1 pseudogene is annotated in these 228 nt (G+C 54.4%); it reads right to left on the reverse strand.

The window, feature by feature from the left end:
* Positions 1 to 183 (reverse strand): annotated as a pseudogene (locus SB754_RS23505) (superoxide dismutase); the annotation flags it as partial.
* Positions 184 to 228: the final 45 nt, after the last annotated feature.

Consider the following 228-nt stretch of genomic DNA (forward strand, 5'->3'; position numbering starts at 1 on the left):
GTAGCTTTCCTTGACGATCTCTTCTAGGCTCTTGCCTTCGAGGCCGGAGCCTTCGAGCAGCGTGTTGCCGTTGGTGACATAGGCCTGATGGTGCTTGTCGTGATGAAGTTCAAGCGTCTCGCGCGACATGAAAGGCGCAAGGGCGTCATAGTCATACGGCAGGGCGGGCAGTTCGAAAGCCATTGGAAACTCTCCTCTTTTCTTTCTGCTTACATGGCAGCTTACGTG

The sequence above is a fragment of the Leifsonia sp. SIMBA_070 genome, from assembly GCF_046534635.1.
In the GTDB taxonomy this organism is placed as follows: Bacteria; Actinomycetota; Actinomycetes; order Actinomycetales; family Microbacteriaceae; genus Leifsonia.